The 19597-nt window shown below is 70.2% G+C and carries 18 protein-coding genes, 1 tRNA gene and 1 pseudogene; 8 read left to right on the forward strand and 12 right to left on the reverse strand.

The features are described 5' to 3' along the window. Window positions 1-36: 36 nt before the first annotated feature. A pseudogene (locus tag AC0682_RS07635) lies at window positions 37-341 on the forward strand (acyl-CoA dehydrogenase); the annotation flags it as partial. 27 nt (window positions 342-368) lie between these two features. Here the strand turns inward: AC0682_RS07635 and AC0682_RS07640 are convergent. From AC0682_RS07640 to AC0682_RS07660, 5 genes are all read right to left on the reverse strand, one after another. Beyond that, a complete protein-coding gene (locus tag AC0682_RS07640) occupies window positions 369-713 on the reverse strand; it encodes a rhodanese-like domain-containing protein (protein WP_478531550.1) in 345 nt (114 codons plus the stop codon). A gap of 46 nt (window positions 714-759) precedes the next feature. Next, on the reverse strand, window positions 760-1707 hold the full coding sequence (locus tag AC0682_RS07645) for a J domain-containing protein (protein WP_478531552.1): 948 nt from the start codon (window positions 1705-1707) through the stop codon (window positions 760-762). A gap of 119 nt (window positions 1708-1826) precedes the next feature. Continuing rightward, on the reverse strand, window positions 1827-3197 hold the full coding sequence (locus tag AC0682_RS07650) for a DUF2252 domain-containing protein (protein WP_478531746.1): 1371 nt from the start codon (window positions 3195-3197) through the stop codon (window positions 1827-1829). Between the two features lie 530 nt (window positions 3198-3727). After that, complete coding sequence (locus tag AC0682_RS07655) at window positions 3728-4570, reverse strand: ScbR family autoregulator-binding transcription factor (protein ID WP_478531553.1); 843 nt, start codon at window positions 4568-4570, stop codon at window positions 3728-3730. Between the two features lie 315 nt (window positions 4571-4885). Continuing rightward, window positions 4886-4968 (reverse strand) — tRNA-Leu (locus AC0682_RS07660). A 318-nt stretch (window positions 4969-5286) separates the two neighbouring features. On the opposite strand from AC0682_RS07660, the gene AC0682_RS07665 reads away from it, so the two are divergent. The 6 genes from AC0682_RS07665 (at window position 5287) to pknB (ending at window position 13307) form a co-directional block, all read left to right on the forward strand. After that, window positions 5287-6129, forward strand: a complete 843-nt coding sequence (locus AC0682_RS07665) for an FhaA domain-containing protein (protein WP_254812154.1) — start codon at window positions 5287-5289, stop codon at window positions 6127-6129. Window positions 6130-6139: 10 nt separating this feature from the next. Continuing rightward, window positions 6140-6658 carry an FHA domain-containing protein FhaB/FipA gene (locus AC0682_RS07670; protein WP_254812153.1) on the forward strand — a complete coding sequence of 173 codons (519 nt, stop codon included), beginning with the start codon at window positions 6140-6142 and terminating at the stop codon, window positions 6656-6658. A 135-nt stretch (window positions 6659-6793) separates the two neighbouring features. Further along, a complete protein-coding gene (locus tag AC0682_RS07675; RefSeq protein WP_254812152.1) occupies window positions 6794-8242 on the forward strand; it encodes a Stp1/IreP family PP2C-type Ser/Thr phosphatase in 1449 nt (482 codons plus the stop codon). Between the two features lie 22 nt (window positions 8243-8264). Beyond that, window positions 8265-9665: an FtsW/RodA/SpoVE family cell cycle protein gene (locus tag AC0682_RS07680; RefSeq protein ID WP_254812151.1), complete on the forward strand. Its 1401-nt coding sequence runs from the start codon at window positions 8265-8267 to the stop codon at window positions 9663-9665. Further along, window positions 9662-11116 carry a peptidoglycan D,D-transpeptidase FtsI family protein gene (locus tag AC0682_RS07685; RefSeq protein ID WP_254812150.1) on the forward strand — a complete coding sequence of 485 codons (1455 nt, stop codon included), beginning with the start codon at window positions 9662-9664 and terminating at the stop codon, window positions 11114-11116. The genes AC0682_RS07680 and AC0682_RS07685 overlap by 4 nt, the downstream gene beginning before the upstream one ends. Window positions 11117-11291: 175 nt before the next feature. Beyond that, window positions 11292-13307 carry a Stk1 family PASTA domain-containing Ser/Thr kinase gene (gene pknB / locus AC0682_RS07690; protein ID WP_478531556.1) on the forward strand — a complete coding sequence of 672 codons (2016 nt, stop codon included), beginning with the start codon at window positions 11292-11294 and terminating at the stop codon, window positions 13305-13307. Between the two features lie 84 nt (window positions 13308-13391). Here pknB and AC0682_RS07695 read toward each other — a convergent pair whose 3' ends face one another. From AC0682_RS07695 to AC0682_RS07715, 5 genes are all read right to left on the reverse strand, one after another. Further along, entirely contained in the window at window positions 13392-14129 is a 738-nt protein-coding gene (locus AC0682_RS07695; protein WP_254812148.1) for a class E sortase, read from the reverse strand. Between the two features lie 25 nt (window positions 14130-14154). Beyond that, complete coding sequence (locus AC0682_RS07700) at window positions 14155-15558, reverse strand: class E sortase (protein ID WP_478531558.1); 1404 nt, start codon at window positions 15556-15558, stop codon at window positions 14155-14157. Continuing rightward, entirely contained in the window at window positions 15555-16193 is a 639-nt protein-coding gene (locus AC0682_RS07705) for an aminodeoxychorismate/anthranilate synthase component II (protein WP_478531559.1), read from the reverse strand. Before AC0682_RS07705 ends, AC0682_RS07700 begins: the two co-directional genes overlap by 4 nt. Then, a complete protein-coding gene (locus AC0682_RS07710) occupies window positions 16190-16378 on the reverse strand; it encodes a hypothetical protein (protein ID WP_478531561.1) in 189 nt (62 codons plus the stop codon). The genes AC0682_RS07705 and AC0682_RS07710 overlap by 4 nt, the downstream gene beginning before the upstream one ends. Before the next feature lie 154 nt (window positions 16379-16532). Beyond that, window positions 16533-17300: a DUF881 domain-containing protein gene (locus AC0682_RS07715; protein WP_478531562.1), complete on the reverse strand. Its 768-nt coding sequence runs from the start codon at window positions 17298-17300 to the stop codon at window positions 16533-16535. A gap of 141 nt (window positions 17301-17441) precedes the next feature. Here AC0682_RS07715 and crgA point away from each other — a divergent pair, with 141 nt between their 5' ends. Continuing rightward, entirely contained in the window at window positions 17442-17696 is a 255-nt protein-coding gene (gene crgA, locus AC0682_RS07720; RefSeq protein WP_018489814.1) for a cell division protein CrgA, read from the forward strand. A 283-nt stretch (window positions 17697-17979) separates the two neighbouring features. Here crgA and AC0682_RS07725 read toward each other — a convergent pair whose 3' ends face one another. Beyond that, window positions 17980-18885: a rhomboid family intramembrane serine protease gene (locus AC0682_RS07725; protein WP_478531563.1), complete on the reverse strand. Its 906-nt coding sequence runs from the start codon at window positions 18883-18885 to the stop codon at window positions 17980-17982. Between the two features lie 115 nt (window positions 18886-19000). After that, window positions 19001-19528, reverse strand: a complete 528-nt coding sequence (locus AC0682_RS07730) for a peptidylprolyl isomerase (protein ID WP_254812144.1) — start codon at window positions 19526-19528, stop codon at window positions 19001-19003. Window positions 19529-19597: the final 69 nt, after the last annotated feature.

Genomic DNA, 19597 nt, shown 5'->3' on the forward strand with positions numbered 1-19597 from the left:
CCGGCCGCGCGGGCGTCACCCTGGCCGACCAGGCGCTCCCCCGACGGCGAACGCCTGGCGGAGGTCCGGCTCGACGGCGTACGGGTCGGGGCCCGCGAGGTGATCGACGCGACCGGGGCCTGGGACGGGTCTCCGACGGGTGCGGCGGATCGGGGAGACCGCGCAGCATCTGCACGGCGGCTTCGGCACGGCGGCTTCGGCACGGCGGCTTCGGCGCGGACACCGACTGACCGCTGCACCGCTTCCACGCCTGGGCGGCGCAGATCGAACTCTCCCTCGGCCCGGCGACGGCCCACGAAGCGGCGCGGGGCGACCTGCTCGCCGACCACCCGCTGTCCTGACACCGCCTCCGTAGGGCCGGGGGAGTCTCAGAGGACGAAGGCCGAAGCCCCGTTGTCCGTGACCATCGGGCGCCCGGCCCCGTCCCAGGCGAGCATGCCGCCGTCGATGTTCACCGCGTCGACCCCCTGCTGGACCAGGTACTGCGTGACCTGGGCGGACCGGCCACCGACCCGGCACATCACATGGACCCGACGGCCGTCCTCAGCGGCCTCGGTCAGCTCACCGAACCGGGCCACGAAGTCGCTCATCGGGATGTGGAGCGCGCCCTCCACATGACCGGCCGCCCACTCGTCGTTCTCACGCACGTCCAGGACGAGGCCGTCCGACGGCACCTGAGCGACGTCCACCGAGGGCAGCGGGGCGAAATTCATGGGTCATGCCTTCTCTCGTACGTACGCGACCACGTCACCGGGAACGCTACTGCACCAGCTCCGCCAGCTCGGCCTCCCGCCGGGACACCTCGCCCAGCAACTGGTCCCCGATGTCCTCCAGCAGCTGGTCCGGGTCGTCCGGAGCCATCCGGAGCATCGCGCCGATCGCGCTCTCCTCCAGCTCCTTGGCGACCACCGTCAGCAGCTCCTTGCGCCTGCTGAGCCACTCCAGCCGGGCGTACAGCTCCTCGCTCTCGCTCAGCGGGGGCAGCGGCTTCGCCGGGCCCGCGGCCCACTCCGCCGCCAACTCCTTGAGCAGCTCCACGTCCCCGCGCCCGTAGGCGGCGTTCACGCGAGTGATGAACTCGTCCCGGCGCTCCCGCTCCAGCTCGTCCTGGGCCAGGTCGGGGTGGGCCTTGCGGGCCAGCTCCCGGTAGAGCCGACGGGCCTCCTCGCTCGGCCGGACCCGCTTCGGCGGCCGTACCGGCTGCTCGGTGAGCATGGCGGAGGCCTCGGGGGAGAGCCCGTCGGAGTCCATCCAGTCGTGGAAGAGCTCGTCTACGCCGGGCATCGGCATGACGATGTCCCGCGCCTCCTTGGCCTTGCGCAGATCCTCGGGGTCACCGGTCCTCGCGGCCCGCGCCTCGGCGATCTGCGCGTCCAGCTCGTCGAGACGGGCGTACATCGGGCCGAGCTTCTGGTGGTGGAGCCGGGAGAAGTTCTCGACCTCCACCCGGAAGGTCTCCACCGCGATCTCGAACTCGATCAGCGCCTGCTCAGCGACCTGCACGGCCTTGGCCAGGCGCGCCTCGGGCCGCTCCTGGGCACCCTGCGGACCGCCCTCCGAGGAGGCGGAGGCGGTGTCGGCCTCCCCGGCAAAGGCGCCCGGCGCTTCCGGCGCTTCCGGCACGGTCTGCGGCTCGGCGGGCCGGTCGTCGTCCGGCCGGTCGTCATCGTTCCGGGTGGGAGGCACCCCGGCGGCTTCGTGGGTCACCCGTCCAGCGTATGGCCCCCGCCGCCTGCTCCGTACCGCACGGGCCCCGTACGGACCCCGTCGGGCGAGGGGCCCGGCCTCCCGGGCCCTTCACCCACCCTCGTACACCGCCACGCGGCTCATATACCCCGCTCGGCGGCCACCCGGCCCGACTTGACCGCCCGCTCCAGCTCCGCGTGGTCCGCCTCCGTACGGTCCGCGTACGCCACCGCGAAGTCGGCGACAGCCGAGTCGAGTTCGTCGTTCTTGCCGCAGTACCCTGCCAGCAGCCGGGGGTCGGCGCTGTGGGAGTGGGCGCGGGCCAGCAGGGCCCCGGTCATCCGCCCGTAGTCGTCGACCTGCTCGACGGTGAGCGCGGCCGGGTCCACACTGCCCTTGCGGTTACGGAACTGGCGTACCTGGTAGGGCCTGCCGTCCACGTCCGTCCAGCCGAGCAGGATGTCGCTGACGACCTGCATCCGCTTCTGGCCGAGCACCACCCGACGGCCCTCGTGTGCCTCCTGCGGCGCCTCGAAGCCGACCGCCGGCAGATACGGCGCGAGCGCCGAGGGACGCGCCTCCTTCACCTGGAGGACCAGCGGCTCACCGCGGTGGTCGAGCAGCAGGACGACGTACGAGCGGGTCCCGACGCTGCCGGTGCCGACCACCCGGAACGCCACATCGTGGATCGCGTACCGCGCCAGCAGCGGCAGCCGGTCCTCGGAGACCGTGGAGAGATAGCCGCCGAGCCCGGCCGCCACCGCCGCGGCCTCCGCATCCGGCACCCGGCGCAGCACGGGCAGCGCGTCGACGAAGCGCCGACCGCCGTCGAGGCAGTCCTCCGTGGAGCGGGCGGCGAACCGGGCGCTGGTGTTCCTGCGCGCCTTTTCGGAGACCCGCTCCAGGGTGCCGACCAGGTCGCGGGCGTCCGTGTGCGAGACCAGCTCCTCGTCCGCGATGGCGTTCCAGGCGTCGAGCGCGGGCAGCCGCGCCAGCAGCCGCATGGTGCGCCGGTAGGCGCCGACGGTGTCGTACGCGCCCTTGCGGCAGGTCTCCTCGTCCGCCCCGGCGATCCGGCCCGCCAGCACGAGCGAGGTGGCGAGCCGCTTGAGGTCCCACTCCCAGGGGCCGAAGACGGTCTCGTCGAAGTCGTTGAGGTCGATGACCAGGCTGCCCCGGGCATCGCCGTAGAGGCCGAAGTTGGCCGCGTGGGCGTCACCGCAGAGCTGGGCGCCCACCCCGGTGACCGGGGTCCCCGTCAGGTCGTGGGCCATCAGCCCGGCCGAGCCGCGCAGGAAGGCGAAGGGCGAGGCGGCCATCCGTCCCACCCGGATCGGCGCCAGCCCCGGCACCCGGCCCCGGTTGGACTCCTCGACGGCCCGCACCGCGTCGGGACGGCCCGACGGCAGGACCAGCGTGCTGTGCGCGGAGCGCGGAACCAGGCCGCGGAGCGCCTTGCCCGCCGCCCTGGGTGATCCGGGCTCCTCGCGCCGAGCGAACCCCGGCACCACCGGAATACGGGCACCGCCCCCGGCGACGGACCGCTCCGGGCCGGCCACCCCGTCCAGATCCTCAGTCGCGCCCGCAGACGTACCCACACTCACGCCCGAGCCGGTACCCCCGCTCGTACACGCGCTCGCGTCCGCGCCCCCGGCAACCTCCGCGCCTCTGTCGACGCCCGTGCTCTCGATGACGCCCATGGAGCGCCGCCTCCCCCACCCTCGTCAGCTTCTCCGGCCGACCCGGCCGTCCGCCCTGGCCGACGGTGCTGCTCACCAGCGGCCGAGCACGACCGTACCGCCGTTCCCCCACACCCGTCCGCCCCGGATGATTTTGTCCAGAATTACCTGGAGAAGCCGCTCACGACTAGGGGCTCGCAGAGAATCAACATGCTGTCGAGCACCCGGCCTGAGCTGCGATGTCAAGACAGACAACACGCAACTTATTCTTCTGCGAGCCCTAGGGGCTGTCCCGCAATCCCTGGCGGAACTGTTCGCGAGCGCGCACGCCGCCGGACGTTTCACGTGAAACGTCCACGACGTCAGACCAGCCCACCGGCCGCCATCCCGGCGCCGGCAGGTTCGGTCATCCCGGCCCCGGCAGGTTCGTCGGCGCCTTCACCCTCGGACTGGTCCCGCGTACTGCGAGCAGCCCCGCCGCCGCGGTGGGCGCCTCCGCTGTTCCGGCCGGCCGCCGCTGCCCCGCGGGCCGCCTCCGCCGCCGCGGCGACCTCCCGGGCCTCCCGCTCGGCCTGCTCCGCCTTCTCCCGTGCCTGGGCCGCGAGGTCCACCCGGCCCTCCGGCTTGATGTGGGCGATGACCCCGGGGTGGGCGATCGAGGGGAGAAGGTGGCGCCACATCTCGGCCACCTGCTCGCGCAGATCCGCCCGCCCCGAGTCGGCTTCCGATATCAGCTGGATACCTGTGAACGAGGCCACGATGACCTTGGCGGACACCATGGGGTCGACATGGGGCAGCACCTCGCCCCGCTCCTTGCCCAGCTCCAGCATCCGGGCCGTCGCGTCGATCCAGTCACCCCACGGGTGGGGGCCGCCGAGGAAGACGCCTTCGATGGAGAGGCGGGTACCGGCCCGCGCCATCGCGTTGTGGCGCAGGGCGAAGGCGAACTGCTGGCCGCCGTCGACCAGCGACTGGAGAGGCGATCCCTCCTGGGCGAAATCGACCGTGGAGGTCTGCTCGTCCATGATCGCCTGGGCGATGGCCTCCTTGGAGGCGAAGTGGAAGTACAGCGCCCCCTTGGTCACCTTGGCCCGGCGGAGGATCTCCGAGATGGCGGCACGCTCGTAGCCGTAGTCGTCGAAGACACTCGCCGCGGCATCCACGATCGACCGCCACGTCTGCACCGCGCGAGCCTGCTTCGCCATTTCCTGCCTCCGGGACGTTCTGTGCGCTCAGCCCTTCACTGCCGAGCAGCCGTCGATCCAGCCTCTGCGGCCAGCGTATGCATGTATGACGCCTCCCAGACCAGCGGTCTGTCCGGAAACCGCTCCGGCAACAGCCCCGGAGACACCCCGCCGACCGCCTGGTCCACCGCCGGACCATACCGACCGCCCTGCCTGTTTACCCCGCCGCCCCGGGACCGACACAGCTCACGGAACAACAGAAGAACCCCCGCTCCGGATTTCTCCGGAGCGGGGGTTCTCCCGATTCAACTCGACGGTCGCAAGCGACTGTCGCTGTGCGCGAGGGGGGATTTGAACCCCCACGTCCCTAAGGACACTGGCACCTGAAGCCAGCGCGTCTGCCGTTCCGCCACTCGCGCAAGAGTGGTGTTCCCAGACCCTCTCTCACCTGTGTGGTGCGAGCGCCTGGCGACATCCGGAAGATTAGCACGCTGGACAGGGTGGATTCACATCCGTTGTTTCGCCGACCCAGGGACGGGAATCGGGAACGCTGAGCCATCGCCCCCACTCCTTCAGAGAGCAACGCGTGTGCGGGACACTGTGAGGAGGCCCCCTCTACGATCCGTGTGAGGGGTGACACTCATCCACAGGGCAGAGAAGGGGAACCAGCCGATTTCCCGACGCGTGGATACGATCAGTAAGCAGTACAGGGACGATGACACCGGAGGAGGTGCCCCATGGGGGTCATGAAGCGTTTCGAGCAGCGTCTCGAAGGGCTGGTCAACGGCACCTTCGCCAAGGTCTTCAAGTCCGAGGTGCAGCCGGTGGAGATCGCGGGTGCCCTCCAGCGGGAGTGCGACAACAACGCGACGATCTGGAACCGCGAGCGGACCGTCGTCCCCAACGACTTCATCGTCGAGCTGAGCACCCCCGACTACGAGCGGCTCAGCCCGTACTCGGGCCAGCTGGGCGACGAGCTGTCCGGCCTGGTGCGCGACTACGCCAAGCAGCAGCGCTACACCTTCATGGGACCGATCAAGGTCCACCTGGAGAAGGCCGACGACCTCGACACCGGTCTCTACCGGGTGCGCAGCCGCACCCTGGCGTCGAGTTCGTCACAGCTGGACCAGCCCGATCCGTACCAGCGGCCCGCCGCCCCCCAGTCCCCCGGCGGCTACGGCTACCCCCCGGCCGCCGTCCCGCCGATGCCCGCGGCCCCGCCGCCCGGCGGTGGACGGCCCGCGGCCCCGATGAGCGACCGGCGCCCGCCGACCGGCCCCGGCTCCGGGCCGGACGCCCCGGTGCGGCGCTGGATCGAGATTAACGGCACCCGCCATCAGATTTCCCGCCCGACGTTGGTGATGGGACGATCCACCGACGCCGACGTGCGGATCGACGACCCCGGCGTATCGCGCCGGCACTGTGAGATCCGGACCGGAACGCCCTCGACGATCCAGGATCTCGGGTCCACCAACGGCATCGTGGTGGACGGGCAGCACACCACCCGCGCTACGCTCCGCGACGGCTCGCGGATCGTCGTGGGCAGCACCACCATCGTTTACCGGCAAGCCGAAGGGTGAAGCGGGGGCAATGTCAGAGCTGACCCTGACGGTCATGCGGCTAGGTTTCCTGGCCGTACTGTGGCTGTTCGTCATCGTGGCCGTCCAGGTCATCCGCAGCGATCTGTTCGGAACGCGCGTCACACAGCGCGGCTCACGCCGCACCGCGGGTGACACACGCCCGCAGCAGGGCCGCCAGCAGCAGCAGGCGGCACCGCCCCAGCAGCGCCAGCAGTCCGGGCGCCAGCGCCGCGGGGCACCCACCAAGCTGGTCGTCTCCGAAGGCACCCTCACGGGCACCACGGTCGCCCTCCAGGGGCAGACCATCACCCTGGGACGGGCACACGACTCCACGATCGTGCTGGACGACGACTACGCGTCCAGCAGGCATGCCAGGATCTACCCCGACCGGGACGGCCAGTGGATCGTGGAGGATCTCGGGTCCACCAACGGCACCTATCTGGAGCGGACCCGGCTCACCACCCCGACGCCCGTTCCGCTGGGCGCGCCGATCCGTATCGGCAAGACCGTCATCGAGCTGCGGAAGTAGTACGACAATGAGCGAGCGGAGCGAGCGAGCCGCGGCGGCCCGGACGACGGACGCGGCCCGGTTCCCGACCGGAGGGTGGACAGTGTGGCTCGAGACAGGCTGTACCCCGACGGGGCGTCGACCGGGCAGGTGCGCATGAGTCTGTCCCTGCGCTTCGCCGCCGGATCGCACAAGGGCATGATCAGAGAGGGGAACGAGGACTCCGGCTACGCCGGTCCGCGTCTCCTCGCCATCGCCGACGGCATGGGCGGCCAGGCGGCCGGTGAGGTCGCCAGCTCCGAGGTGATCTCCACGCTCGTCCAGCTCGACGACGACGTCCCCGGCTCGGACATCCTCACCTCCCTGGCCACGGCGGTGCAGCGGGCCAACGACCAGCTGCGCGTCATGGTCGAGGAGGACCCCCAGCTGGAGGGGATGGGCACCACGCTCACCGCCCTGCTCTGGACCGGGCAGCGGCTCGGCCTGGTGCACGTCGGCGACTCCCGCGCCTATCTGCTGCGCGACGGCGTCCTGACGCAGATCACCCAGGACCACACCTGGGTGCAGCGCCTGGTCGACGAAGGCCGGATCACCGAGGAAGAGGCCACCACCCACCCCCAGCGCTCCCTGCTGATGCGGGCGCTGGGCAGCGGCGACCACGTCGAGCCGGACCTCTCCATCCGCGAGGTCCGCTCCGGCGACCGCTATCTGATCTGCTCCGACGGCCTCTCCGGCGTGGTCTCGCACCAGACGATGGAAGAGACCCTGGCCAGCTACCAGGGCCCGCAGGAGACCATCCAGGAGCTGATCCAGCTCGCGCTGCGCGGCGGCGGCCCCGACAACATCACCTGCATCGTCGCCGACGTCCTGGACGTCGACAACAACGACACCCTGGCGGGTCGGCTCAACGACACCCCGGTCGTCGTGGGCGCGGTCGCGGAGAACCAGACGGTCCTGAACGACGGCGGGGCCATGCAGACCCCCGCCGGGCGCGCAGCCGGTCTCGGCCGCCCCGTCCCGCCCCCCGCCGGCGGCTTCGGCCCGCCCGGCAGCGGTGAGGCCGACTACGGCTCCCTGCCCGACGGCTCGTACGACTCCTACACCGACGACGACCTCGCCAAGCCGCGCGGCGGCCGCAAATGGCTCAAGCGGTCCGTTTTCACGGTGCTGGCCCTGGCGGTCATCGGCGGCGGTCTCTACGGCGGCCACCGCTGGACGCAGACCCAGTTCTACGTCGGCGTGCAGAACGACAACGTGGCGCTGTTCCGCGGCATCAGCCAGGACCTCGCCTGGATCTCGCTCTCCGAGATCGAGAAGGACCACCCCGAGATCGAACTGAAGTACCTGCCGCCGTACCAGCGCAAGCAGGTCGAGGCGACGATCGCCGAAAGCAGTCTCGCCGAAGCCCGCAAGAAGGTCGACGAGCTGGCCGCCCAGGCCTCGGCCTGCAAGAAGGACGCGCAGCGCCGCGCGGCCGAAGCCGAGGCGGAGACCTCCGCCACGCCCCCCGCCACGGGGACCAAGCCGACCACCGCGACTCCCACTCCCGGCCCCAGCCTCTCGGAGGAAGAGAAGAAGCTGGTCCCGCAGTGCGGTAAGCAGTAAGCCGTAGGGGGCCTTCAGCACCATGAGCGTTGTCACCAACACGACCACCATCGGCGCGATCGACGCACCGAGCCGCCGCAACACCGAGCTGGCGCTGGTCATCTTCGCCGTCGCCATCTCGGTGTTCGCCTATGCCAACGTGGGCCTCGCCCTCAACGGCGAACTGCCCTCGGGCATGCTCGGTTACGGGGCGGGGCTCGCCCTGCTCGGCGGCGTCGCCCACCTCGTGGTACGCAGGTTCGCCAAGTACGCCGACCCGCTGCTCCTGCCGCTGGCCGTGCTGCTGAACGGGCTGGGGCTGGCGCTGATCTGGCGTCTGGACCAGTCGGAGCGGTTCCAGGCCCTCAAGACGTTCGCGCCCGCCGCCACGAAGCAGCTGGTGTTCTCCGCGATCGGCGTGGCCCTGCTCGTCGCCGTCCTGGTCGTCCTGAAGGATCACCGCATCCTCCAGCGCTACACGTACATCTCGATGGTCGTGGCGCTGGTCCTGCTGATCCTGCCGATGTTCTTCCCCGCCGTGAACGGCGCCAAGATCTGGATCAAGATCCCGGGCTTCGGCACGATCCAGCCCGGTGAGTTCGCCAAGATCATCATCACGGTGTTCTTCGCGGGCTACCTGATGGTCAAGCGGGACGCGCTGGCACTGGCGAGCCGCCGGTTCATGGGCCTGTACCTCCCCCGCGGCCGCGATCTGGGCCCCATCCTGATGGTCTGGGCGTTCTCGATCCTGATCCTGGTCTTCGAGACCGACCTCGGCTCCTCCCTGCTCTTCTTCGGCATGTTCGTCGTCATGCTCTACGTGGCGACCGAGCGGACCAGCTGGATCGTCTTCGGCCTGCTGATGTCCGCGATCGGTGCCGTGGGCGTGGCCTCGTTCGAGCCGCACGTCCAGCAGCGCGTCACCGCGTGGCTCGACCCGTTCGCGGGCTGGGGCGTGGAGCCCGCGAGCGAGCAGATGGCCAAGTCCCTGATGGCCTTCGGCTCCGGGGGGACCCTCGGGACCGGCCTCGGCCAGGGCCACTCCGACCTGATCGGCTTCGCCGCCAACTCCGACTTCATCCTCGCGACCGTCGGCGAGGAGCTGGGGCTCGCCGGGATGATGGCCGTTCTCCTCATCTACGGCCTGGTCGTCGAGCGCGGCGTACGCACGGCGCTCGCGGCCCGCGACCCGTTCGGCAAGCTCCTCGCGATCGGCCTCTCCGGGTCGTTCGCCCTCCAGGTGTTCGTCGTCGCCGGCGGTGTGATGGGCCTCATCCCGCTCACTGGTATGACCATGCCGTTCCTGGCGGCCGGTGGCTCCTCCGTACTCGCCAACTGGGCGCTGATCGCCATCCTGATCCGGATCAGTGACACCGCCCGCCGTCCCGCCCCGGCACCCGCTCCCACCACGGACGCCGAGATGACCCAGGTGGTCCGACCGTGAACAAGCCGCTCCGCCGGATCGCGATCTTCTGCGGGATCCTCGTCCTCTCGCTCCTGCTCCGGGACAACTGGCTCCAGTACGTCCGGGCGGACGAGCTGAACAGCCACAAGTACAACCGCCGCGTCCAGATCGAGCGCTACGCCCACGAGCGCGGCGACATCATCGTGGACGGCAAGGCGATCACCGGCTCCGTCGAGACCGAGGACGGCGACTTCAAGTACAAGCGGGTCTGGAAGGACGGCCCGCTCTGGGCCCCCGTGACCGGCTACTCCTCGCAGGCCTTCGACTCCTCGCAGCTGGAGAACCTGGAGGACGGCATCCTCACGGGCAACAGCGACCAGCTGTTCTTCGACCGGACGCTGTCGATGTTCACCGGCAGGAAGAAGTCCGGCGGGAACGTCGTCACCACCCTCAACGGCGCCGCGCAGAAGGCCGCCTTCAACGGGCTCGGCGACAAGAAGGGCGCCGTCGTCGCGCTCGACCCGCAGACCGGGGCCGTCCTCGCCCTGGCGAGCACCCCGTCGTACGACCCCTCGGTCTTCGCCGGGAACTCCATGAAGGACTCGGACGCCCGGCAGAAGCTCCTCAAGGACGAGGACAAGCCGATGCTCAACCGGGCGCTGCGCGAGACCTACCCCCCCGGCTCCACCTTCAAGGTCGTCACGGCCGCCGCGGCCCTGGAGAACGGGCTCTACGACGACATCGACTCCAAGACGGACTCCCCCCTGCCCTGGACGCTGCCGCAGTCCACCGTGCAGCTGAAGAACCAGGGCGACCTCCCCTGTGAGGACGCCTCGCTGCGCGAAGCCCTGAGGGTCTCGTGCAACACCGTCTTCGGGAAGATCAGCGACGATCTCGGCAACAAGAAGATGATCGAGCAGACGGACAAGTTCGGCTTCAACAAGGAAGTCTTCACGCCCGTCCGCGCCGACGCGAGCATCTACCCCGAGGACAACCGGCCGCAGAACGCGATGGCCGGCATCGGCCAGGCGTCCAACCGGACCACCCCCCTCCAGATGGCCATGGTGGCCGCCGCCATCGCCAACGACGGCAAGCTGATGCAGCCGTACATGGTGGCCAAGCGGCAGGCTCCCGACCTGGACGACATCTACACCCACGAGCCCGAGGAGCTGAGCCGGGCGATGTCGGGGGAGAACGCCCAGAAGCTCCAGCAGATGATGGAGACCGTCGTCAACGACGGCACGGGAACCAGGGCACAGATCCCCGGCGTCACCGTAGGCGGCAAGACCGGTACCGCCCAGCACGGTCTGAACAACAGCGAGAAGCCGTACGCCTGGTTCATCTCGTACGCGAAGACCGACAGCGGCTCCCCGGTCGCCGTCGCCGTCGTGGTCGAGGACGGCAACGCCAACCGGGGCGACATCTCCGGTGGTGGGCTGGCCGCCCCGATCGCGAAGAACGTGATGAAGGCGGTCATCGACAGCAAGTAGTGAGCCCCGTCACTACGGCCGTCGGCCCATACCGGACATCGGATACCGGTCGGATATCGGCTGCCGGGTGCGGGCCGATCACTCCCCCCGTGCCCGGTAGCGTATGCGCGAACAGCGCACCGCCGGACCACACACACGGGTGCGGTCAGGACTGACGGAGAGGGCTGGAACAGTTATGGAAGAGCCGCGTCGCCTCGGCGGCCGGTACGAGCTGGGCTCGGTGCTCGGCCGTGGTGGCATGGCCGAGGTCTACCTCGCCCACGACACCCGGCTCGGCCGCACCGTAGCGGTGAAGACGCTCCGGGCCGATCTGGCCCGCGACCCGTCCTTCCAGGCCCGGTTCCGCCGTGAGGCCCAGTCGGCCGCCTCGCTCAACCACCCCGCGATCGTCGCCGTCTACGACACCGGCGAGGACTACGTCGACGGGGTCTCCATCCCGTACATCGTGATGGAGTACGTCGACGGGTCCACCCTGCGGGAGCTGCTGCACTCCGGACGCCGGCTGCTGCCCGAGCGCACGCTGGAGATGACGGTCGGCATCCTCCAGGCCCTGGAGTACTCGCACCGCGCCCAGATCGTCCACCGCGACATCAAGCCGGCCAACGTCATGCTGACGCGCACCGGCCAGGTCAAGGTGATGGACTTCGGCATCGCCCGCGCCATGGGCGACTCCGGCATGACGATGACGCAGACCGCCGCGGTGATCGGCACCGCCCAGTACCTCTCCCCGGAGCAGGCCAAGGGCGAGCAGGTCGACGCCCGCTCCGACCTGTACTCCACCGGCTGCCTGCTCTACGAACTCCTCGCGGTCCGGCCTCCGTTCGTCGGGGACTCCCCCGTCGCCGTGGCCTACCAGCACGTGCGCGAGGAGCCGCAGCCGCCGAGCACCTTCGACCCCGAGATCACGCCCGAGATGGACGCGATCGTGCTGAAGGCGCTCACCAAGGACCCGGACTACCGCTACCAGTCCGCCGACGAGATGCGGGCCGACATCGAGGCCTGCCTCGACGGCCGGCCGGTCGCGGCCGCGGCCGGGCTGGGCGCCGCCGGGTACGGGGGGTACGACGGCTACAGCGCCGACCAGCCCACCACCGCCCTGCGCGCCACCGACCCGAACAACGCGCAGACGTCGATGCTGCCGCCGGTCAACCCCGACGACGGCGGCTACGGCTACGACGACCGCGCGGGCCGACGGCGCCAGCAGCCGCAGAAGAAGAGCAACCTCTCGACGATCCTGCTGGTCGTCGCGGGCATCCTGGTGCTCATCGGCGCGATCCTGATCGGCAAGGCCGTCTTCAGCGACTCCAGCACCGACAACCAGATCTCCGTGCCCAACCTGGTCGGCTCCACCGTCAAGGAGGCGGAACAGCTGGCCGAGAGATCGGAGATCGTCCTCAAGGTCGGCGGCGAGGAGCCGTGCGAGCAGCAGGAGAAGGGCAAGATCTGCTCGCAGGACCCGAAGGACGGCACGATGGAGAAGAACGGGACCGTCACGGTCATGGTCTCCTCCGGTGCCCCGAAGGTCGAGGTGCCCGACGTCCTGGAGAAGTCCGAGGACGGCGCCCGCAAGGCCCTGGAGGACAAGGGCTTTACGGTCAACGTCACCGCCGTCGAGTCGGAGAAGCCCGAGGGCACGGTCATCGAGCAGAAGCCCAAGGGCGGCAGCGAGGCGGAGGACGGCTCCGAGGTGACCATCACGGTCGCCAAGAAGGAGACCCTGAACCTGCCCGACATGCGCACCCGCACCTTCGCGGCCGCGGAACAGCAGCTGCGGGGCATCGGCTTCACCAACATCTCGCGGGCCGACGTCGACTCCGAGGAGCCGAAGGACACGGTCATCGAGCAGACCCCGCAGCCCGGCAAGCACGCCAAGGACGCGCAGATCGTCCTCAAGGTCTCCAAGGGCCCGGCCGAGCCGCCGGAGCCGGAGAAGACCCAGGTCCCGCAGATCCAGGGGATGACGCTGGGCGAGGCCAAGGCGAAGCTCCAGGAAGCGGGCCTCCAGGTCGGCAACGTCCAGGGCTCGCAGGACGACGACGCCATCGTGGCCGTCGTACAGCCGGGAGCCGGCGAGACCGTGGACAGGAACTCCGCGGTCAACATCTTCGCCACCCCGGGCGGCGGCGGGAACCGGGACGGCGGCGGGAACCGGGACGGCGGCGGCCTCTTCGGGGGCCCGTCGGGCAGGTAGTCCGCAGTCCTCACGAGGAAGGGCCCCGGTCACCGTGACGGTGACCGGGGCCCTTCCTCGTATGTGCCCTGTGCGCGGCGGCTGCTAGAGCAGCTCCACCGGCTTCGTACGGTCCTTGTCGACCTTCTCCGTACGCTCCAGCTCGCCCCAGACGATGTAGCGGTACTTCGAGGTGTAGACCGGGGTGCAGGTCGTCAGCGTGATGTAGCGGCCGGGCTTCTTCACACCCGACTCCTCCGGGACCGGCTGGATCACGTCGACGTTGAACTTCGAGGTCTCGGGGAGCGTCTTGTAGACCTTGTAGACGTACCAGGTGTCCTTGGTCTCGAAGACGACCGGGTCACCGTTCCTCAGCTTGTGGATGTTGTGGAACTTGGCGCCGTGCCCGTCCCGGTGGGCGGCGAGCGTGAAGTTGCCCTCGTCGTCCCAGGGGAGGGCGGAGGGGACCGGGTCCGTGTAGTAGCCCGCGATGCCGTTGTTGAGGGTCTTGGGGTCGGTGCCCTTCTTGACCAGCACCTCGCCGTTCTCCATGGCGGGGACGTGCAGGAAGCCGATGCCGTCCTGGGTGTCCAGCGCACCGGGCCCGGCGTCCGCCCAGCTCTCCCGGACGGTGTCGCCCTGCCGACCGGCCTCGCGGTCGGCGAGCACGTTGGTCCACCACAGGGAGTACGCGACGAAGAGCGCGAGCACCAGGCCCGCGGTGATCAGCAGCTCACCGAAGACGCTGACGGCCGTGGCGATCGGGTGACGGGCGCGGCGGGGTGCCGTGGGCGTCGGCGCGGATGCGCCGGTCCGCTCGTCGTGCTCGGTCCTCGCTGCCACCGCACCGCCCCTGTCCTGATGATGTTCAGCCCACGAGCGCCTTGGGCTTTCCCTCGTCGCGCGGCCGTTCGTCGACCATCTTGCCCCAGACGATCAGCCGGTAGGTACTCGTGAACTCCGGGGTGCAGGTCGTCAGCGTGATGTACCGGCCCGGCTCGGTGAACCCGGAACCGGCCGGGATCGGCTCGATCACCGAGATGTTGGACGGCGAGGTCTGCGGCAGGATGCTGGTCATCTCGTACGTGTAGTACGCGTCCCGGGTCTCGACCACGATCGGATCACCGGGCACGAGCCTGTTGACGTAGCGGAACGGTTCCCCGTGGGTGTTGCGGTGGCCGGCGACGGCGAAGTTGCCCTGCTCGTCCTCGGGCATCGCCGTCTTCAGCTTGCCCTCGCCGTAGTGGCCGAGCATGCCCCGGTCGAGGACCTTCTCCTTGTTGATGCCCTCGGCGATCGGGACGACGACGTCCAGCTTGGGGATGTGCATGATGGCGAAGCCCTGGCCGGCCGCGAACACCCCGGGCTTGCCCGCGCCGTTGGCCCACTCCTCCTGGATCCTGTCCGCCTCCTTGCCTGCGATCTGCTCGGCCCGGACGTTGGTCCACCAGAGCTGGTAGGTGACGAAGAGCAGCATCAGGACACCGAGCGAGATGAAGATCTCGCCGACGGCCCGGCTGGCGACGACGGCCGGACTGTCCTTGGCCGCCTTCGCCGCGCGCCGCGCCTCCATCCGGGTCATGGGGGCGGCGGGGGTGGCGGCTGCCGGGGCACCCGGGCCGGGGCGGCGCCCACGCGCCTTGGCCGCACGCCGCCGCTCGGCCCGCCCCCCGGTGGCCGGCTCGGCGGTCTCGGGGCGGGCGGCGGGCTCGTACGGCTCGGCGGGGCCGTACGGCTCGGGCTGCTCGGCGTATCCGGGCCGCCCGGTCGGCGGGTACGGCTCGGTGGCTGCCTCGTACGGCTCCGGGGCGGCCTCGTGCGGAGCGGTGGACTCGTACGGCCGGGGCTGACCGGCCGAGGGGTAGGGCTGAGGCGGATCGGGCTTTTCGCCCGGGTCTGTCACTATTCGGCGGGTGTCGGCGGTCCGCAGTCCCATGGTCTCGTCGGCCGGAACGGGCTCAGGAGCGGGCACAGGGGCCTGCTGGGAGCCGTACCAGTCCCGCTGGTACCCCTCGGGGTCGTACCATTCGGCCGGGGTCTCCTGCGCCCCTTCAGAGCCGTATACCTGCGGGCGGGCAGCGGGCGAACCGTCCTCCCCCGTGGCGGGGCCGCCCGGCATCCACGACGAGGAGCTGTGCTGCCCCGGCAGCGGATCGCCGAGCGGGTCCGTGACCCCTTCGACCGTGGACGCGAACGCCCCGTCGGCCCCGTACGCCCCTGGCGCGTACGGGTCCTGGAGTCCGGCGTCGTCCTCGGGGCGGGGTGCGGTCACGCCGCGGCCTTGCCCACCACCGGCGCGAGACCCGCCGACCGCGCCACGGCCCCCTGGTCGCCGCACTGCTCCAGCCAGTTGGCGAGCATCAGGTGGCCGTACTCGGTGAGCACGGACTCGGGGTGGAACTGCACGCCCTCCACGGCCCGGTCCCGGTGGCGCAGCCCCATGATGATGCCGTCGGCCGTGCGGGCCGTGACCTCCAGCTCGGGCGGGAGCGCGGCCGGTTCGGCGGCGAGCGAGTGGTAGCGGGTGGCGGTGAAGGGCGAGGGCAGCGAGGCGAAGACGCCCTTGCCCTCGTGGGTCACCGGGGAGGTCTTGCCGTGCAGCAGCTCGGGGGCCCGGTCGACGACACCGCCGTACGCGACGGCCATGGACTGCATCCCCAGGCAGACGCCGAAGACCGGAACGCCGGTGTCCGCGCAGTGCCGCACCATCTCCACGCAGACCCCGGCCTGCTCGGGCGTGCCGGGGCCGGGGGAGAGCAGGACGCCGTCGAAGCCGTCCTGGGCGTGGGCAGTGGTCACCTCGTCGTTGCGCAGCACCTCGCACTCCGCACCGAGCTGGTAGAGGTACTGGACGAGGTTGAAGACGAAGCTGTCGTAGTTGTCCACGACGAGGATGCGTGCGCTCACCGGCCGGCTCCCGCTCCCTCGGCACTGGCACCGTCGACGGTCACATCACCGAACGGGAGCAGTGGCTCCGCCCAGGGGAAGACGTACTGGAACAGCGCGTAGACCACCGCCAGAACCAGCACGAGCGCGATGATGCTCCGCACCACCGCGTTGCCCGGCAGATGCCGCCAGATCCAGCCGTACATGCTGACCCCTCCATTCGGTACTCGCACCAGATTAGATGGCCGCGGCCGGAGAGTGGGTCAGCCTGTGGAAAACCTCGGTCGGGCCCTGGTCAGCCGGTAGGCTCCGGCGGCTCTGCCTCGCCCACCGGCCGGGTCGCGTCCAGAGGGCCCGGGCTCACTCCACGGGCTTCGCGTAGTGGAGGTCCACTGTGCCCGAGTAACCGGGAAGAGTCACCGCGTCGTCCTCCTCGACCTTCCAGCCCAGCCCGTACGCCTTCACGTACAGCTGGTAGTTCTGGATGGCGGTGGAGTTGTCGAGCGCCTTCCTCAGCTTGCCGGGGTCACCCACGGCGGTGACCTTGTAGGGCGGGGAGTAGACGCGGCCCTGCAGGATCAGGGTGTTGCCGACGCAGCGCACCGCGCTGGTGGAGATCAGCCGCTGGTCCATGACCTGGACGCCGCGCGCCCCGCCCTGCCACAGGGCGTTCACCACGGCCTGGAGGTCCTGCTGGTGGATGACCAGGTCGTTGGGCTGGGGGTCGGGGTAGCCGGGGTTGGCGGTGGCGCCCGGCGGGGCGTCGTTCAGGGTCACGCTGACGGCGTCGCCGGTGATCTTCGTGGTGCCGGCCGCCTTCTCCAGGGCCTTCAGCTTGGCGTCCTCGGCCTCGGTGGAGCCGTCGTCGCGCTGGGCGAGGGCATCGACGTCCGCACGCGCGGAGGCGACCGATTCGCTCAGCTCGGCGTTCTTCTCGCTGCGCTCCCGGATCAGGTCGGAGAGCTTGAGGAGAGAGGAGTCGCTGCGGAGATTGGTGCCCTTGGCCGTGTTGGCGCTGGTGACGAAGATGAGCCCGGCCAGGGCGAAGACGGCAGCGGTGAGCCCCCGGGCCGCCCACACGGAGGTGGACCGGGCCGGACCTTCGGGGGAGTCGGCAGAATTGCTCAACGTACCCTTATCTCATCGGGCGCCATGGAAGGACTACGCTAACGGACGCCCGGGGGCGGCAGCATTCCCCCTGGCGCCCCGCCCCGGCGCCCGCCACAGATCCCTGCGCGGTCACGCAGCGCATCGACAGGAGAGTCCCTCGTGCCGAAGTCACGTATCCGCAAGAAGGCCGACTTCACGCCGCCCCCGGCGAAGCAAGCAACGGCGATCAAGCTGACCAACCGCAGTTGGGTGGCTCCGGTGATGCTCGCCCTGTTCCTTCTCGGGCTGGCCTGGATCGTGGTGTTCTACGTGACCGAAGGCAGTCTGCCGATCGACGCCCTGGGCAACTGGAACATCGTGGTCGGCTTCGGCTTCATCGCCGGCGGCTTCGCCGTGTCGACCCAGTGGAAGTGACGGCCCCCCTCCACGCAAGCCCTGCCCAGAGTTACCCACAGCGTTATCCACAGCTGGGGGAAAAGGTCAGACGATCTGTGGATAACTTCCACTCACGTTGACGCCGGTGTGACTGCAGCCTCCCTCGCCAGAGGGGGGCTGCGCTGCGTGCCACCACGGGAAACCCCTGCTCAGCGACGGTGGGCACAGATGTTCCCCTTGCCATACACAAGATCCTGCACCCACTGTGGACAACTGTGGTCTGCCCTGGGGGCGAACCGGGGCGCACCACCCTTCCGGCAGTTCAGGTCAGCGACATCGTGCGGGCGACGACGATCGCCACCGAGGCCAGGAACACCACCGCACAGGTCCCGGCCTGCACCGCCGTACGCCGCTCCCGCGGGGCGTGCACCAGGCCGATCGCGATCAGGGCGCCCGCGACGAGGCCTCCGACATGGGCCTGCCACGCGATGCCGCCCATGGTGAAGGTGAAGACCAGGTTGATCGCCAACAGGATCAGCACCGGGCGCATGTCGTAGTTCATCCGCCGCATCAGGACGGCGGTGGCGCCGAACAGCCCGAAGACCGCGCCGGACGCGCCCAGGGACGGCTGGTTCGGCGCGGCGATCAGATACATCAGCGCGCTGCCCGCGAACCCGGAGAGCAGATAGAGCGCGAGGAAGCGGACACGGCCGAGCGCGGCCTCCAGCGGCCCGCCGAGCCACCAGAGCCCCAGCATGTTGAACCCGATGTGCCACACCTCCTGGTGCAGGAACATCGAGGTCACCAGCCGATACCACTGGCCCTCGGCGACGCCCTCGATCGAGCCCGGCGGCGGCGTGGGGTCCCAGGCCCGGCCGAGCAGCACCAGATCGTCGAGCAGGGACTCCGGGGCGGCCGCGACCACGACGAAGACCACGAGATTGATGCCGAGCAGGATCTTGGTGATCAGCCGCGGGTCGGCGGCCACGGTCCCGCCCGCCAGCGTGCGCGGCCGACTGGCCGCCGGGTGGTGGCCGGTGCCGGAGCCCTGGCGTACGCAGTCGGGGCACTGGAAACCGACGGAGGCGCTGACCATGCACTCGGGGCAGATCGGCCGCTCGCAGCGCGTGCAGCTGATCCCGGTCTCCCGGCCCGGGTGCCGGTAGCAGCTCGGGACGGCCTGACCGCCTTCCGGTACGCCCCGGTCCGCCGGCGGCTGCTGGTGCATCGGTCCTGGCCTGCCTCTCGGTCTCGCCCCGGGCGCCGCACACACGGCCGCCCCGCTGGTCCGCTATGTATCAGTACGGACGGACGGGGCGGTTGGTTCCCGTCGGGGCGGGCGGTCAGCGGGTCTCGACGACCACGGACTCGATGACCACGTCTCTCAGCGGACGGTCGGTACGCGGGTTGGTCTCGGTGGCGGCGATGGCGTCGACGACCTTGCGGCTCGCGTCGTCGGCGACCTCGCCGAAGATGGTGTGCTTGTTGGTCAGCCAGGCGGTGGGCGAGACGGTCAGGAAGAACTGCGAGCCGTTGGTGCCCGGGCCCGCGTTGGCCATGGCCAGCAGATACGGCCTGGTGAAGGCCAGGTCCGGGTGGAACTCGTCGGCGAACTTGTAGCCCGGACCGCCGGTGCCGTTGCCCAGCGGGTCGCCGCCCTGGATCATGAACCCGCTGATGACCCGGTGGAAGACGGTCCCGTCGTACAGCCGGTCCGTGGACTTCTGCCCCGTCGCCGGGTCGGTCCACTCGCGCTGTCCGGTGGCCAGTTCGACGAAGTTCTTCACCGTCTTGGGGGCGTGGTTCGGCAGGAGCCGGATCTCGATGTCGCCCTGGTTGGTCTTCAAGGTGGCGTAAAGCTGCTCGGCCACGGTCTGCCTTCCCTCGTCCTTCGCTGACGTCCGCCGATCCTCCCACGTACCGGGGAATGTACGGCCGGA

Source organism: Streptomyces sp. NPDC043746 (assembly GCF_056436485.1).

What these genes read in the sequence shown, in the direction of transcription:
- AC0682_RS07640 (WP_478531550.1), bottom strand. Translation starts at nt 713, where the DNA reads ATGAATTTCGCCCCGCTGCCCTCGGTGGACGTCGCTCAGGTGCCGTCG.
- pknB (WP_478531556.1), top strand. Translation starts at nt 11,292, where the DNA reads ATGGAAGAGCCGCGTCGCCTCGGCGGCCGGTACGAGCTGGGCTCGGTG.
- AC0682_RS07670 (WP_254812153.1), top strand. Translation starts at nt 6,140, where the DNA reads ATGTCAGAGCTGACCCTGACGGTCATGCGGCTAGGTTTCCTGGCCGTA.
- AC0682_RS07655 (WP_478531553.1), bottom strand. Translation starts at nt 4,570, where the DNA reads ATGGCGAAGCAGGCTCGCGCGGTGCAGACGTGGCGGTCGATCGTGGAT.
- AC0682_RS07675 (WP_254812152.1), top strand. Translation starts at nt 6,794, where the DNA reads ATGAGTCTGTCCCTGCGCTTCGCCGCCGGATCGCACAAGGGCATGATC.
- AC0682_RS07725 (WP_478531563.1), bottom strand. Translation starts at nt 18,885, where the DNA reads ATGCACCAGCAGCCGCCGGCGGACCGGGGCGTACCGGAAGGCGGTCAG.
- AC0682_RS07680 (WP_254812151.1), top strand. Translation starts at nt 8,265, where the DNA reads ATGAGCGTTGTCACCAACACGACCACCATCGGCGCGATCGACGCACCG.
- AC0682_RS07665 (WP_254812154.1), top strand. Translation starts at nt 5,287, where the DNA reads ATGGGGGTCATGAAGCGTTTCGAGCAGCGTCTCGAAGGGCTGGTCAAC.
- AC0682_RS07710 (WP_478531561.1), bottom strand. Translation starts at nt 16,378, where the DNA reads ATGTACGGCTGGATCTGGCGGCATCTGCCGGGCAACGCGGTGGTGCGG.